The organism is Cellulophaga geojensis KL-A (assembly GCF_000568425.1).
Classification (GTDB): Bacteria; Bacteroidota; Bacteroidia; order Flavobacteriales; family Flavobacteriaceae; genus Cellulophaga; species Cellulophaga lytica.
This window is the reverse complement of the sequence record NZ_ARZX01000013.1, coordinates 73584-88163: the sequence shown is the minus strand read 5'-3', so window position 1 is coordinate 88163 and position 14580 is coordinate 73584. Positions and strand designations below refer to the sequence as shown.

Sequence of the window (14580 nt, the reverse complement as noted above, 5' to 3'; positions counted from 1 at the left end):
CTTAATGATTTTATGTATGAATATAAGATTATTACAAGGAAAACCAATTAATTATCTAAGCAAGATTAGCAAAGCACCTATAGCTGTAAGAATTAGTATCATTTTTCTGAAAAATTTATCCTTAATGTACTTTACTAGAATGGTGCCAACAATAAAGCCTACAAAAATAGCAGGTAAAAGTTTTAGGTTTAAAAAAACAGATTCTTTTGTAATGGTATGCCACACAAAAATGTGAAAAGGGAGCTTAAAAATATTGGTAATTAAAAAAAGCCAAGCAGCTGTGCCTATAAACTGATTTTTAGGCAAGCGCATTGCTAAAAAGTAGATGTTAGAAAAAGAGCCAGCCAAATTACCAATCATTGTAGTAATACCAGCAAGTAAACCCATAGAGCCGGCAAATGCCCAATGTGTTGGTACATTTTTAGATTTTTTTTGATCCCACCAAAGCATCATCAAAACGGTAATTAATATAATACCACCCATACAGTATTTAAAAGAAGCTTCTGGTAAATCTTTACCAACAAATACACCTATTAAAATACCGCCAATCATCCAGGGTAAAAACTTTAAAATGTATTTCCACTGGGTATATTTCCTATAATAAATTACAGCAAAAATGTCGCCTACAACAAGCAATGGTACAAGTAAACCTGTAGATGCTTTAGAACCAAAAGCCAAAGCCATAAGTGTAACTACAATTATAGAAATGCCTTTTAAACCAGATTTAGAAACACCCATTACAAATACGGCTGTAAAAGCCAAAACCCATGCAGTTGTAGAAATGTTTGCTGTTATTAATAGACCCATAATTGGCGTTTAGCTAAAAAAGACAAAAGTATTGTAAAAAATAATATCTTTACTAATTAACCAACTACTAAAAAATGGAATTAAGTGCACTAGATTATACGCTAATCATTGTTTTTTTTACAATTGTTTTAGGTATTGGAGTTGTGGTTTCTAAAAAATCAGGAAAAAGCTCATCAGAATATTTTTTATCTGGAAGAACAATGCCTTGGTGGTTGCTAGGTCTTTCTATGGTTGCAACAACGTTTTCTACAGACACACCTAATTTAGTTACAGATATTGTTAGAACAGATGGTGTTTCTGGTAACTGGGTTTGGTGGGCATTTTTAATTACAGGTATGCTAACTGTTTTTGTTTATGCAAAATTATGGCGTAAGTCTAATGTTAGTACAGATTTAGAGTTTTATGAATTACGTTATGGTGGAAAACCAGCCAGTTTTTTAAGAAAATTTAGGTCTATATATTTAGGTGTTATTTTTAATGTAATTACAATGTCTGCTGTAACATTAGCAGCAATAAAAATTGGAGGAATAATGCTAGGTCTAGAGCCTTGGCAAACCGTAGTAAGTGCAGGTCTAATAACCGTTACGTTTAGTGCCTTAGGCGGGTTTAAAGGTGTGGTTTATACAGATTTTTTATTATTTTTTGTAGCAATGGGTGGTGCAATAGGCGCTGCTTACTATTTGGTTAATTTACCAGAAGTAGGCGGAGTAACAAGCTTACTAACACATGAAGATGTGAAAGGGAAATTATCTATTTTGCCAGATTTTAGCAATACAAATGCTGTAATTACCTTATTAGTTATTCCTTTAGCTGTACAATGGTGGAGTTCTTGGTACCCGGGAGCAGAACCTGGTGGCGGTGGTTACATTGCACAACGTATGTTGGCTGCAAAAGATGAAAACCATGCTATTGGTGCAACTTTCTTTTTTAATATTATGCATTACGCATTACGCCCTTGGCCTTGGATTTTAGTTGCTTTAGCATCTATAGTTGTTTACCCAGATGTTGCTAGTATAGCAGAAGCTTTTCCTAATATAGCAGCAGATAAATTAGGACATGATTTGGCTTACCCTGCTATGCTAACAAAATTACCAAGCGGATTATTAGGCTTGGTGTTAGCGTCATTAATAGCTGCTTATATGAGTACAATTTCTACTCAGCTTAACTGGGGATCATCTTATATAGTATATGATTTTTACAAGCAACAAGTAAATCCTAATGCATCAGAAAAACAATTGGTAGCTGTTGGCAGATTTTCTACTGTTGTATTAATGGTATTAAGTGCTTGTTTAGCCTTATTAATGCAAAATGCTATGGAGGTTTTTGATATGTTATTGTTGTTTGGAGCCGGTACCGGACTAATTTTTATTTTACGTTGGTTTTGGTGGCGAATTAATGCCTGGACAGAGATTGCAGCAATGTTTGCATCAGGAGTCTTATCTATCTTACTAAAAGTTACTCCGCTAGGAAACTATCTTTTTGCAGTAGATACAGGAGTTTTTCCAGATTGGTTTCAGATTCCGTTTGTAATGTTGGTAACAACTATAATTTGGGTAGCGGCTACATTTATGACTAAGCCAGAGTCTAATGAGGTATTAAACAGTTTTTACAAAAAAATACAACCTGGAGGACCGGGTTGGAAAAAAGTGGTAGATAATGCTAAAGCAGATAAAATAGATATTGTAAACCCTAATGAAAAATGGAGTGTTCCTTCTGGAATAGGGGCTATGGTATTAGGCTGTGTACTTATATACACATGTATGTTTGCAACTGGGTATTGGATTTATGGTGAAACAATAAAAGCATTAATATTTACGGGAATTGCCTTGGTGGCTGGTTTATTGTTAATAAAAGCTTGGAATAAAATGAAAAGTAACATTCTGTAAATGAAAAATAGGGTTGTATCTGTAGACATTTTTAGGGGAATTACCATTGTTTTAATGATTTTGGTAAATAACCCAGGAACTTGGTCTAGCGTTTATGCTCCTTTTTTACATGCGGATTGGCACGGTTATACACCAACAGATTTAGTGTTTCCTTTCTTTTTGTTTATTGTAGGTATTTCTATAGTTTATGCATATCATACCAAAGAAGTAACAGGAAAAACATATCGTAAAATTGTTATAAGGTCTTTAAAGCTAATTGGTCTTGGATTATTTTTAGGCGCATTTACGCTTTCATTTCCTTTTTTTAAAGATTTTAATGATATACGTTTTCCTGGAGTATTGCAACGTATTGGTTTAGTATTCTTTTTTACAGCAATTTTGTTTATAAAATTAAATTGGAAAGCGCTAGTGGCCGTTTGCGCTGCTATTTTAATAATGTATTGGTTATGGATGGGTTTTGTACCTATTAATGGTACTGCTCCTACCTTTGATAGAGCGCCAAACAATTGGGCAAATTTTATAGATTTAAAAGTTTTGGGATCTCATATGTGGAAAACAGATTATGACCCAGAAGGTGTTTTAAGTACTTTGCCTGCAATAGCTACCTCTTTATTAGGGGTATTTGTTGGTTTGCTCTTAAAATCTACCTACAAAAAGAAAACACAAATACTTTTACTTTTAGGTGTAAGCTTATTAACTGCAGGTCATATTTGGGATTTGTTTTTTCCTATAAATAAGGCTTTGTGGAGCAGTAGTTTTGTTTTAGTAACAGCCGGGTGGGCAACTATTATTTTGGCTGTTATTTATTATTTTTCTGATGTAAAAAACAAAAAGTTTGGAGGTGTTTTTAAATACGCAGGAGCCAACGCCATTACCGTTTTTTTCTTATCTAGTTTTATAGCTAAGCTATTTGCACTTATAAAAGTAGGAAATACATCTGTTCATGGTTGGTTATTTAAAAACCTCTATGTACATCAGTTTATATCTTTAAAAATTTCGTCAATAGTATACGCATTAACCGTAGTTACATTTTACGTACTATTAGCTTATGTGCTTTATAGAAAAAAGATTTTTATAAAAGTGTAATTTATTTGGCAATTAGTTTAGCAACATATTTTCCAATTACATCAAACTCTAGGTTTACAACTGTGCCTACTTTATAGGTGTTAAAAACAGTGTTTTCAAAAGTATAAGGTATAATAGCTACGCTAAATGTGTTTTTTCCGGAGTTAAAAACAGTTAAGCTAGTACCATCTATTGTAATAGAACCTTTTTCTATAGTTACATTATTATAATCTGCATTGTATTCAAAACTAAAAACAGCACTACCATCTTTTTCTTCAATAGCAGTACAAACTCCAGTTTGGTCTACGTGCCCTTGTACAATATGGCCATCTAACCTTGTGCCTAAAATCATAGCACGTTCTAAATTTACGTAAGAGTTTACTTTTAAAGCGCCAATACTTGTTTTTTGTAGCGTTTCATCAATAGCAGTAACAGTGTAGGTGTCATCTTTTATAGCAATAACGGTAAGGCAAACACCATTGTGAGCAACACTCTGATCTATTTTAAGCTCTGGTGTTAAAGTAGATTTTATAGTAATGTGTAGGTTACTATCTTCTTTGCGTAATGCGGTTACTTTCCCTAAAGTTTCTATAATGCCAGTAAACATATCGTTTTAATTAAGTAGTTTTGCGGTGTAAATTTAGACATTATACAGTTGAATTATGCAAGAAGATAAAAAAATTAAGGTAGGAATTTCTATAGGCGATTTAAACGGAATTGGCTGTGAAGTTGTTTTAAAGACTTTTGAAGACAACCGAATGTTAGATTTTTGTACCCCTGTTATTTTTGCATCAAACAAAACCATTTCTTTTCAAAAAAAAGAGCTAAATATAAATATTAATTACAATGGTGTGCCTGATGCAGATAAAGCTGTAGATAACAAAATTAATGTAGTTAATGTTTGGAAAGAAATACCAAAGACACAGTTTGGAACACCTACTGAAGAAAGTGGTAAATACGCTCTAAAATCTTTGCAAGCGGCAACAAAAGCTTTAAAAGAAGATAAAATAGATGTATTAGTTACAGCGCCAATAAATAAAAATAATATACAGTCTGATGAATTTAACTTTCCTGGACATACAGATTATTTAGCAAAAGAATTAGGTGGTAATAGTTTAATGTTTATGGTAACAAGTACTTTAAAAGTAGGCTTGTTAACAGACCATATTGCAGTTAAAGATGTAGCAAAAGCAATTACACCTAAACTTGTAAAAGAAAAAATAGCAACTATAGAGCACTCTTTAAAAGCAGATTTTGCCATACAAAAGCCAAAAATTGCATTGTTAGGCATAAATCCGCATAGTGGAGATAATGGTGTTATTGGTAAAGAGGACGATACAGTACTAAAGCCAACAATAACCGAATTAAAAAATCAGGGTAAAATGGTTTTTGGACCCTATTCTGCAGATAGCTTTTTTGGGTCTGATGCTTATAGTAATTTTGATGCAATACTTGCAGCTTATCATGACCAAGGTTTAATACCTTTTAAAACGCTGTCATTTGGTAAAGGTGTAAACTACACTGCCGGATTGCAAAAAGTACGTACATCACCAGATCATGGCACTGCTTATGAAATTGCAGGCAAAGGTAAAGCAGACCATAGTTCATTTAAAGAAGCTGTTTTTACAGCGCTAAAAATCTTTAAAAACAGGCAAGAATATGCAGAGCTAACCCAAAATCCGTTAAAAAAACAACGTTTAAAGAGAAAAGAGTAAGATATTTTTTCTAGATTTAAACAAAATTAAGCCCTAAAACAGGGCAAAACAATACCTAAACTATTAAGTAATAATATATTTACAATTTTTTAGTTGGGTTTTATTAAAATAATAATATCTTTGCACCCGCCTTTAACGAGGCTGGTACTTTAAAATATAGTGTTGTTATGATGAAGCTAAAGGAGTATTCCATTCCTTTTTCTGGATTAAAGCAGGGAAAGCACAGTTTTGAGTATAATATAGACAATAAGTTCTTTGAATCTTTTGAGTACAATGAGTTTAATGATGCCAATATACATATAGAGGTACAATTAAACAAAATGAGTACAATGTTAGAGCTAGAGATGAAAGCAGAAGGAACAGTAAATGTTTTTTGTGACGTATCTAGTGAAGCTTATGACCAACCTATAAACTCTACATTAGAGTTAGTAGTTAAGTTTGGCGAAGAGTATAATGATGAGAATGAAGAAATACTGATAATTCCTCACGGAGAGCATCAGGTTAATATTTCGCAATATTTATACGAAATGCTGGTATTGGCCGTTCCATCTAAAAGAATACATCCAGGAGTTTTGGATGGTACTTTAAGATCTAAAGCCGTAGATAAGCTACAAGAGCTACAACCAAAAGAAGAGAAGGAAAATAAAGAAGATATTGATCCCAGATGGGACGCATTAAAAAAGTTAATAACGGATAAATAAAGTTTCATAATGGCACATCCAAAGAGAAAAATTTCAAAAACCAGAAGAGACAAGAGAAGAACGCACTATAAAGCGGTAGCTCCAACAATTGCAAAAGATGCAACAACAGGAGAAATGCACTTGTATCACAGAGCTCACTGGCACGAAGGTAAATTATACTACCGTGGACAAATTTTAATTGACAAAGCAGAAGAAGCAGTAGCTTAATTCTACTTTTGTACAGTATTTAAAACTCTCACCGTAAAAGTGAGGGTTTTTTTATTTTTTATCAATTTTTGTCAAAAAAAAGCCAGTTTTGGTAAAAAGTCGTAAAAATTGACTAATTTTCCATGATTTTTAGACTTTTTTAAAATTTTTGATTAAAAAATCAAACTTATATATGGGTAAGATATCAGCGGCAATAACTGCAGTGGGTAAGTATGTTCCTGACTATGTTTTAACTAACAAGGAGTTAGAAACAATGGTAGATACAAATGATGAGTGGATTACCACCAGAACAGGTATCAAAGAAAGGCGAATTTTAAAAGAAGAAGGTAAAGGAACTTCTTTTATGGCAATTAAAGCAGCTGAAGATTTACTGCAAAAAAGAGGTATTAAACCAACAGAAATTGATTTAATTATAGTTGGTACTGCAACACCAGATTTACAAGTAGCGGCAACTGCTGCATATGTAGCTTCAGAAATTGGTGCAACCAATGCTTTTGCTTTTGATTTAGAAGCAGCGTGTTCTAGTTTTTTATACGGTATGTCTACGGCTACTAGTTATGTAGAGTCTGGCAGGTATAAAAAAGTATTATTAATAGGTGCAGATAAAATGTCATCTATATTGGATTATACAGACAGAACAACGTGTATAATTTTTGGAGATGGTGCAGGTGCAGCACTTTTTGAGCCTAATGAAGAAGGTTTGGGTTTTCAAGATGAATACTTAAGGTCTGATGGTATTGGGCGTAACTTCTTAAAAATTGATGCAGGCGGATCTATATTGCCAGCATCTGAAGAAACAGTTAAAAATAAACAACATTACGTTTTTCAAGACGGTAAAACCGTATTTAAATATGCAGTTTCTAATATGGCAGAAGTATCTGCCAAAATTATGGAACGTAACAATTTAGAAGAGAAAGATGTAGATTGGCTAGTTCCACACCAAGCTAATAAACGTATTATAGATGCTACAGCTAACAGAATGGGCTTAGACGCATCTAAAGTAATGATGAATATTCAAAAATACGGAAACACAACTTCTGCTACATTACCACTTTTATTAGCAGATTACGAAAATCAACTTAAAAAAGGAGACAACTTAGTATTTGCTGCATTTGGCGGTGGTTTTACTTGGGGTTCTATTTTCTTAAAATGGGCCTATAACTCTTAAATCAAAATAAAAACTTACAACTAAACAAAATCTAATTTTTATGGATATTAAAGAAATTCAGAGTTTAATTAAGTTCGTTGCAAAATCTGGCGCTAGCGAAGTTAAATTAGAAATGGAAGACATTAAAATTACCATTAGAACAGGAGCTTTAAACTCTGGTGGGGAGACTACTATTTTACAGCAAATACCTATGGGGCAAGCACCAATGGCACCAGCCGCTGCTGCACCTGCACCTGCTGCTGCAACAGATGCTGCACCAGCAAAAGAAGCTAGTAAAGAAGATAAATACATAACAATAAAGTCGCCAATTATTGGTACTTTTTACAGAAAACCATCTCCAGACAAACCAGTATTTGTAGAGGTAGGTGATACTATTGGGCAAGGAGATGTTCTTTGTGTTATAGAAGCAATGAAACTTTTTAACGATATAGAATCTGAAGTTTCAGGTAAAATAGTTAAAGTATTGGTAGATGATTCTTCTCCAGTAGAATTTGATCAACCTTTATTTTTAGTAGATCCATCATAAGAAATTTTAGACACTAAATACTTTTAGTTTTTTAGAATTTAGAATTAAAATTTAAAATTTCATAAGATGTTTAAAAAAATACTTATTGCAAATAGGGGAGAGATAGCGCTTCGTATTATTAGGACCTGTAAAGAAATGGGAATTAAAACGGTAGCGGTATACTCTAAGGCAGACGAAGAGAGTTTGCATGTTAGGTTTGCAGATGAGGCCGTATGTATTGGCCCTGCTCCTAGTAACGAGTCTTATTTAAAAATACCAAATATTATAGCGGCTGCAGAAATTACTAATGCAGATGCTATACACCCAGGTTATGGGTTTTTATCAGAAAACTCTAAGTTTTCTAAAATATGTGCAGAGCATGACATTAAGTTCATAGGTGCATCTGGCGAGCATATAGACCGTATGGGTGATAAAGCTAGTGCTAGGGAAACCATGAAAAAAGCTGGTGTACCTACAATACCTGGCTCAGACGGTTTACTTAAAGATGTTGCTGAAGCTAAAAAAGTTGCTAAAAAAATGGGATATCCTGTTATGATAAAAGCAACTGCTGGTGGTGGTGGTAAAGGTATGCGTGCTGTTTGGTCTGAAGATAAAATGGAAGCTCTCTATGAAAGTGCCGTACAAGAAGCTACAGCTGCTTTTGGAAACGGTGCTATGTATATGGAAAAACTTATTGAAGAACCTAGACATATAGAAATACAAGTTGTAGGTGACCAATACGGTAAAGCGTGTCATTTATCAGAAAGAGATTGTTCTATACAAAGACGTCACCAAAAATTAACAGAAGAAACTCCTTCGCCATTTATGACAGATAAATTGCGTGACGATATGGGAGCGGCAGCTGTTAAGGCAGCAGAATACATTAAGTATGAAGGTGCTGGTACTATAGAGTTTCTTGTAGATAAACACCGTAACTTTTACTTTATGGAGATGAATACCAGAATACAGGTAGAGCATCCTATAACAGAGCAAGTAGTAGATTACGATTTAATACGTGAGCAAATTTTAGTGGCTGGTGGTGTGCCAATTTCTGGTAAAAATTACTACCCTAAATTACACTCTATAGAATGTAGAATTAATGCAGAGGATCCTAGAAATGACTTTAGACCTTCTCCAGGAAAAATTACTACATTGCATACACCAGGCGGACACGGTGTACGTTTAGATACTAACGTATATAGTGGTTACACAATTCCTCCTTATTATGATTCTATGGTAGCTAAGCTAATTACAACGGCGCAAACCAGAGAAGAGGCTATTAATAAAATGAAACGTGCTTTAGATGAATTTGTAATTGAAGGCGTAAAAACTACAATTCCTTTTCATAGGCAATTAATGGATCATCCAGATTATTTGGCAGGTAATTATACCACAGCCTTTATGGAAGATTTTGTTATGGAACCTAGCAAAGACGATGAATAAATTAAAAAGCTCCGATATTTTATCGGAGCTTTTTTTTGGTGGTAACTAGCTCATCCCTTTTCACGGTTTACAGGGTATTTGCTATTGTGTAATGCCTATATCTTTGCTGCATATAACTTTACACAAAAATTTAAACTACTTATGAGTAATTCAGATAATAATATATTTTTTGTAAAACAAGATGATGAAATGTCATTAGCCTTTAAAAAAGCACAGGAAACATTTAAGTATTTTTGGAGAGAAATGTACTGGGAGTACAGAAGAGTTATACCTGGGCTAGACTTGGCTATTGTAAAGTTTCCTTTTGAACAAACTTTTAAAGGAGAAAGTGAACCAACTATAGAGCATATGTGGGTGCGCAATATAAGTTTTGACGGAGAAAATATAACTGGCGTTTTAGCTAACAACCCAATGCAATTAACAAATGTGGCAGAAAGTGATACTGTTAGCTGCAGTAGGTCTAAAATAAGCGATTGGATGTTTGCAACATCAGGTAAAACATACGGTGGTTTTACAATACATACCTTAAGGTCTGGTATGAGCGATGAAAAAAGAAAACAACATGATAACGCTTGGGGTTTAGATTTTGGCGATTTTAATAAAATTATGTTGGTTAATGGTCAAGCAGAAAACCCAGAAAATCTTGTAGAGCATCCAATGTGTGTAAATACTGCAGATAAATTTTTAGAATTCTTTAAAGAAAATCCAGATGAAATTTTAATTAAAGATGAAGCTGGGTATACAGTTTTACATAGGCAAGCTATAGCTGGTAATAAAACCACTATAGATATTTTATTGAGTCTTGGAGCAGATAAAAATGTTACAGATAGTAACGGTTTAACAGCTTTAGACTATGCTCAAAAATTAAACTGGTCTCATATTATTTCTGTTTTGGCGTAACATATAATGCTATTGGTAGTCTAACTAATTAATTTAGGTTAACGGCAATTTTAGTGTTAAAACGCAGTTTACTATTATAATTTATATCAATTTATATGTTAAAAAGACTATTTACCTACACTCTTTTATTTGCATCATTATTGCTTTGTACAAGTTGTTTTGAAATTTTAGAAGAAATAAGCTTTAATAAAGACGGTAGCGGGCGTATAACCGTAACTGCAAACCTAAGTAAAAGTAAATCTAAGTTGGCTTCTGTAATGCTCTTAGACAGTGTTAATGGACATAAGGTGCCTTCTAGGGATGATATAGAATTGGCAATTAAAAATGCAGTAGATCACTTAAAAAAAACAGAAGGCATATCTAACATAGAAAAAAGTGTAGATTATGATAATTATATATTTTCTATAGCATGCGATTTTAAATCTGTAGCAAATGTTAATTCAATTTTTAAAGAAATGATTAACAACCAAAATAGAAGAGAAAAAACCAGTTTTAGCACAACTAATTTTTCATACAATAAAGTTAATCATCAGTTTAAGAGACACTTTAAGTATGATGCTAGTATAAAAAGAAAATTCAATTCGCTTAAGTCAGAAGACAAGAAAGTTTTTAATGATGCCAGTTACACAACAATTTATAGGTTTAATTCATCTGTAAAAAGTGTTTCTAATTCAGGTGCTAAAATAGCTCCAAACAAAAAGGCCGTATTTATGCGTGTGCCTGCATTGTCTTTAATAACAGGCCAACAAACCTTAGAAAATACCATACAATTAATCAACAATTAAAAGAATGAAAAAATTACTATTAAGCCTAACCATTTGTTGTGCTGCATATACAGCGCAAGCACAAGATTTAATACAAAACATACCCGCCAATTCTAGTGCGGTTGTTACTATAAAAGGAAGTAATGTTACAGACTTATTTTCTATTAAAGAGTTTGAAAACTCTAAAATAGGACAGGAAATGGTTAAAGAGTTAGCCAGAGAATCAGACGGTGACCTAACAAGTCTTAATGATTTAGGTATAGATTTTAATGCAAGTGCATATTATTTTTTACAAGCAGAAAAAGGTGTTTTTTCTAACTACTTTGCTATACCATTACGTTCTAAAAATGGGTTTGATAACCTAATTAAAAAGAATAACAGTAGTACCGAAAAGATAAAAACTGACGGTGATATAACTTATATGCAAGATAATTATGACGGCATTACTGTAGCCTGGAATGATAGAATGCTTGTTGTGGTTATTTCTGAAGATACAAACGAAGATGATGACTATAATTACTACAGTTATGATGATGTTACAGAAATAGAAGAAGCAGTAGAAGTTGCTGTTGATGTCGCAGGAGATGCTGTTGAAGCAGTAGAAGTTGAGGAAGTTGAAGAGGCTGAAGAAGTAATTGAAATTGTAGAAGTAGAAATTGAAGATGTTGAAGAGACGGTAATTGAATCTACCGAAGATGCAACATACTCTAATGATGATTACTATAAAAAAAGAGAAGAGCGTTACAAAAGAGAACGCCAAGAAAGAGAAGCAAAAAGAATAGCTAAAACTCAAAAAGCAAAAGTGCGTAATTTACAAAAGGCAAAAGCTTTTATAAATGGCGACCATTCATCTAACAACATTTTACGTAACAAAAGTTATGTTGCTAGTTTAGGAAAGCAAAACTTTGAGGCACACGCTTGGGCAGGAGATTTTATGAATCTTTATAATGAATTGGTGTCAAATAAAATGTCAGACTATGCATATGGTATGTATAATGTAGAGGAGTTATACAGGAACTCTTCAGTGTCATCTACCTTAGATTTTACCAATACCAGTGCAGTTTTAAATATAGATTATACTATGAGTGATGCTATGGCTAAACACGCTAAGGCTATGTATAATGGTAAAATGAATAAAGACTTTTTTAAGTATTTTAATCAAGATAAAATGCTAGGTTATATGTCTGTTAACGCAAGTACAGAGGGTTTGCTTACAGAGTATCCAAAACTTATGAAGTCTATGTTTGCTAACTCTACAAATAACGAAATGGCAACTGCAATACCACTTGGAGCAGACTTATTATCTGTATTTTTAGATGAAGAGGCTGTTGGTGAATTGGTTAGAGGAGATATGTTATTTGTAGTTAATGATATTGCTAAAAAACAAGTAACCTATACTACGTATGATTATGATGAAAACTATAATAGAATTCCAATAGAGAAAACAAAAGAAGAAACGGTACCAGATTTTATTTTTATGGCCACTTCTAACGGAGAAAGTATTTTTAACAAGTTTATGAATATTGCTGTTAAAGAAAACGAAATGACGGTAGATAACGGTATTTATAAGTTTAACACACCAAGAAGTGTACCTGTAAATGTATACGCAATGCACGCTAAAGGAGTGTTGTTTTTTGCAACGTCTAAAGACCAGTTGTTAGCCATTAGAAATGGTAGTTTTAAAGGTAGTGTAAGTGGTGATCACAAAAAAAATATTAGCAAAAATACTTCTGCGGCATATGTTAACGGTAAAAATATAATTTCTCAAATACCAGTTAATGAGTTGCCAAGAGAGTTTAAAAGAAAAATTAACTTTTTAACTAGTAATACAGAAGATCTTTTAATTACTACAGGTAAATTAAAGGGGAATAAGTCTAGCACTAAAGTTATTTTAAATACTCCAGAAGAAGGACATAAAAATGGCTTAGCATACTTTATTAATTTTATAGATGCATTTATAGACTAAGTTTTAAGCAATATGCGTTTAAAAAAAACAGTAAAAATAGTAGTCCCAATAATTATACTTTTAGGTATAGTTTATTGGGGCTATAAGTTTATAAACAACACATCATCCTTATTGGGAGTTGTGCACAAAAATGCAGATGCTGTTGTTAAAATAGATTTGCACGGTATACAAGAAACTATAGTTTTAGATGCGCTATCTTCACCTAAGTTTTATTATGATAATATATCATTTTCAAGTAGTAAAAAAGAGAAAGATTCTACCTTAGATAAGGGCATTAACTTAAAACCATATACAGTAGTTTTATATACACTTAAAAATGTAGAAAACACAGTTTTTTCTACATTTCCAATAGATAATTTTACAGGTTTTAATGCATATGTAAAAGAGTACATAAAAAATAAAAAAGGTAAAATACAGAATGCAGAAGGTTATAAATACGCAGTATTAGAAAAATCTAAAGTTTGTATAGCTTGGAGCTCTAAAAACCTTGCAATTGCGGCTACACCAAGTAAAATAGATATTACAAAGGTTTCTGCCGTTTTTACAGATGTTTTGGTAGATGAAAAGTTGATTACAGATAAAAACAATAACTTAATTGAGCAATTAAAAAATGCCAAAGACCATATTGTATACCTAAAAGGAACAAGTGTAATTGGTTTAAATTTTGAAGATGGAAAACTAGCTGTATCCGGACAATTAGAAGTTGATAAATCTTCAGTTTTTTCAAAAGAAATTACAGTAAATAGTGTGCCAAATGCTTCTTTACAACTGTATTTAGATTATAGTTTTGCTGATGAAAATCACAAGAAAGACTTTATATCAACCTTTAAAAATAGCTCTTTTTTACAAAAAAGTAATTTACAGATAGATAGTATTGCAAAGTACAGTAATGGTTTTTTTAGCTTGGTAGTAAGTGGTAAAACCAAACAGCAAGACACTATTATTACATATGATTATGATGATAATTTTAATAAAGTAGAAAAGAAAACGATACAAGAAAAAGAGGTGCCAAAAATGTATGTAAATTTAGGTGTAAATAAAAATGGTTTACCAGCTTATTTACAAGAACAAGGCGCTATAGAACAAGGTGTATTTACTGCGTTACCTATTTATAATTTTTATGTGTCATCAGCAACAAAAACAAGCTTGTTTGCTACTACTAAAAATATCCCTAAAACAGCGGTTTTTAAAAGCGCTAACTTTTTAGATATTACAGCAGATTTCTCTAAGTTAAAGAACGATATAAGCTTTCCTAAGTCTAATTTACTATTTGAACTTTTAAATACACTAGAAGTAAAAGCAAACCAGGTTAAACCGGGAGTTGTTGGTCTAAAGGGTACATTATCTGCAAAAAGAGACGATGTAAATATTATAACTCAACTCTTTTTTGGCTTAGAAAACGCTAAATAACATTTTTGCACGTAGTTACTTAGTTTTAGTTCTTATTTTAGTA

14 protein-coding genes are annotated in these 14580 nt (G+C 32.6%); 12 read left to right on the top strand and 2 right to left on the bottom strand.

The features are described 5' to 3' along the window. Positions 1–51: 51 nt before the first annotated feature. Positions 52–807, bottom strand: a complete 756-nt coding sequence (locus tag KLA_RS10830) for a sulfite exporter TauE/SafE family protein (RefSeq protein WP_034645801.1) — start codon at positions 805–807, stop codon at positions 52–54. 74 nt (positions 808–881) lie between these two features. On the opposite strand from KLA_RS10830, the gene KLA_RS10825 reads away from it, so the two are divergent. Continuing rightward, positions 882–2693, top strand: coding sequence for a sodium:solute symporter family protein (locus KLA_RS10825; protein WP_034645799.1), 1812 nt, complete (start codon positions 882–884; stop codon positions 2691–2693). Continuing rightward, a complete protein-coding gene (locus tag KLA_RS10820) occupies positions 2694–3779 on the top strand; it encodes an acyltransferase family protein (protein WP_034645797.1) in 1086 nt (361 codons plus the stop codon). Between the two features lies 1 nt (position 3780). Here KLA_RS10820 and KLA_RS10815 read toward each other — a convergent pair whose 3' ends face one another. Beyond that, the gene (locus KLA_RS10815; RefSeq protein ID WP_034645796.1) at positions 3781–4365 is read right to left on the bottom strand and encodes a riboflavin synthase; all 585 of its coding nucleotides are present in this window, start codon (positions 4363–4365) and stop codon (positions 3781–3783) included. A gap of 55 nt (positions 4366–4420) precedes the next feature. On the opposite strand from KLA_RS10815, the gene pdxA reads away from it, so the two are divergent. The 10 genes from pdxA to KLA_RS10765 all read left to right on the top strand — a co-directional run bounded on the left by pdxA (position 4421) and on the right by KLA_RS10765 (position 14537). Beyond that, positions 4421–5473, top strand: coding sequence for a 4-hydroxythreonine-4-phosphate dehydrogenase PdxA (gene pdxA / locus KLA_RS10810; RefSeq protein ID WP_013620846.1), 1053 nt, complete (start codon positions 4421–4423; stop codon positions 5471–5473). A gap of 167 nt (positions 5474–5640) precedes the next feature. Then, a complete protein-coding gene (locus tag KLA_RS10805; RefSeq protein ID WP_034645794.1) occupies positions 5641–6174 on the top strand; it encodes a YceD family protein in 534 nt (177 codons plus the stop codon). Positions 6175–6183: 9 nt separating this feature from the next. Beyond that, positions 6184–6381 (top strand): 50S ribosomal protein L32, encoded by a 198-nt coding sequence (gene rpmF / locus KLA_RS10800; protein WP_013620844.1) that lies wholly within the window; start codon positions 6184–6186, stop codon positions 6379–6381. A 172-nt stretch (positions 6382–6553) separates the two neighbouring features. Then, positions 6554–7549 carry a beta-ketoacyl-ACP synthase III gene (locus KLA_RS10795; RefSeq protein WP_034645792.1) on the top strand — a complete coding sequence of 332 codons (996 nt, stop codon included), beginning with the start codon at positions 6554–6556 and terminating at the stop codon, positions 7547–7549. Positions 7550–7589: 40 nt separating this feature from the next. After that, positions 7590–8075, top strand: a complete 486-nt coding sequence (gene accB, locus KLA_RS10790) for an acetyl-CoA carboxylase biotin carboxyl carrier protein (protein ID WP_013620842.1) — start codon at positions 7590–7592, stop codon at positions 8073–8075. Positions 8076–8141: 66 nt separating this feature from the next. Continuing rightward, the gene (accC, locus tag KLA_RS10785; RefSeq protein ID WP_013620841.1) at positions 8142–9497 is read left to right on the top strand and encodes an acetyl-CoA carboxylase biotin carboxylase subunit; all 1356 of its coding nucleotides are present in this window, start codon (positions 8142–8144) and stop codon (positions 9495–9497) included. A 141-nt stretch (positions 9498–9638) separates the two neighbouring features. Beyond that, positions 9639–10397 carry a DUF2314 domain-containing protein gene (locus KLA_RS10780; protein ID WP_034645790.1) on the top strand — a complete coding sequence of 253 codons (759 nt, stop codon included), beginning with the start codon at positions 9639–9641 and terminating at the stop codon, positions 10395–10397. Positions 10398–10492: 95 nt separating this feature from the next. Beyond that, positions 10493–11182 (top strand): hypothetical protein, encoded by a 690-nt coding sequence (locus KLA_RS10775; RefSeq protein ID WP_034645788.1) that lies wholly within the window; start codon positions 10493–10495, stop codon positions 11180–11182. 4 nt (positions 11183–11186) lie between these two features. Further along, entirely contained in the window at positions 11187–13127 is a 1941-nt protein-coding gene (locus KLA_RS10770) for a hypothetical protein (protein WP_034645786.1), read from the top strand. Positions 13128–13139: 12 nt separating this feature from the next. After that, positions 13140–14537, top strand: coding sequence for a hypothetical protein (locus KLA_RS10765; RefSeq protein ID WP_034645784.1), 1398 nt, complete (start codon positions 13140–13142; stop codon positions 14535–14537). Positions 14538–14580: the final 43 nt, after the last annotated feature.

Coding starts and splice junctions, on each gene's coding strand:
- KLA_RS10815 (WP_034645796.1), bottom strand. CDS start 4,365: ATGTTTACTGGCATTATAGAAACTTTAGGGAAAGTAACCGCATTACGC.
- KLA_RS10780 (WP_034645790.1), top strand. CDS start 9,639: ATGAGTAATTCAGATAATAATATATTTTTTGTAAAACAAGATGATGAA.
- accB (WP_013620842.1), top strand. CDS start 7,590: ATGGATATTAAAGAAATTCAGAGTTTAATTAAGTTCGTTGCAAAATCT.
- KLA_RS10765 (WP_034645784.1), top strand. CDS start 13,140: ATGCGTTTAAAAAAAACAGTAAAAATAGTAGTCCCAATAATTATACTT.
- KLA_RS10825 (WP_034645799.1), top strand. CDS start 882: ATGGAATTAAGTGCACTAGATTATACGCTAATCATTGTTTTTTTTACA.
- KLA_RS10770 (WP_034645786.1), top strand. CDS start 11,187: ATGAAAAAATTACTATTAAGCCTAACCATTTGTTGTGCTGCATATACA.
- KLA_RS10795 (WP_034645792.1), top strand. CDS start 6,554: ATGGGTAAGATATCAGCGGCAATAACTGCAGTGGGTAAGTATGTTCCT.
- KLA_RS10830 (WP_034645801.1), bottom strand. CDS start 807: ATGGGTCTATTAATAACAGCAAACATTTCTACAACTGCATGGGTTTTG.
- accC (WP_013620841.1), top strand. CDS start 8,142: ATGTTTAAAAAAATACTTATTGCAAATAGGGGAGAGATAGCGCTTCGT.
- KLA_RS10775 (WP_034645788.1), top strand. CDS start 10,493: ATGTTAAAAAGACTATTTACCTACACTCTTTTATTTGCATCATTATTG.
- KLA_RS10805 (WP_034645794.1), top strand. CDS start 5,641: ATGATGAAGCTAAAGGAGTATTCCATTCCTTTTTCTGGATTAAAGCAG.
- pdxA (WP_013620846.1), top strand. CDS start 4,421: ATGCAAGAAGATAAAAAAATTAAGGTAGGAATTTCTATAGGCGATTTA.
- rpmF (WP_013620844.1), top strand. CDS start 6,184: ATGGCACATCCAAAGAGAAAAATTTCAAAAACCAGAAGAGACAAGAGA.
- KLA_RS10820 (WP_034645797.1), top strand. CDS start 2,694: ATGAAAAATAGGGTTGTATCTGTAGACATTTTTAGGGGAATTACCATT.